A 595-nucleotide genomic window follows, 5' to 3' on the forward strand; every position below is an offset into this window, starting at 1 on the left:
CTCGACGACTCGATCCTGTTCACGGGCGACGCGACGACGCTCGGCGACTCCTGCGGCCAGGCGGTCGCGGCCGCGGGGGACGTGAACGCGGACGGCTTCGCCGACCTCGTCGTCTCGGCACCGCGCGCGAGCGTCTCGGGTCGCCTCGTACTCGTGACCGTGATCTCGGGCGCGACCACGGGCGTGCTGTACTCGTGGACCAGCGCCGTGACCGGCATCGACCACGTGAACGAGTTCTTCGGGTGGCGCCTGGCCGGCGCCGGGGACGTGAACGGCGACGGCTTCGCCGACGTGATGATCGGCGCCCCGTTCCTCCCGGACGACGGACAGCTCGTGGTCCCGGGCGGTCCCTGGGCGGACGACTTCGTGACGGTGCTCTCCGGATTCGACGGCTCCGTGCTGCACTACATGACCGCGGACTCGCGCTACCAGCGGTTCGGCTCCGCGGTCGCCGGGATCGGCGACTTCAACGGGGACGGTTCCGCGGACTTCGCCATCGGGACCCGCCAGGACGTCTCGGCCGCGGACTCGCGCGGGAGCGTACGCGTCTACTCGGGAGCGACGGGTCAGCTCCTGCGCTGGCTGCGGAACGGGG

The 595-nt window shown here is 71.9% G+C and carries 1 protein-coding gene; it reads left to right on the forward strand.

Annotation, left to right across the window (positions count from 1 at the left end; translation table 11 throughout):
• Positions 1-595: FG-GAP repeat protein (locus KDM41_18590; GenBank protein MCB1185432.1), on the forward strand; the 595-nt coding region annotated here is incomplete at both ends.

The sequence above is a fragment of the bacterium genome (genome assembly GCA_020440705.1).
In the GTDB taxonomy this organism is placed as follows: Bacteria; Krumholzibacteriota; Krumholzibacteriia; order LZORAL124-64-63; family LZORAL124-64-63; genus JAGRNP01.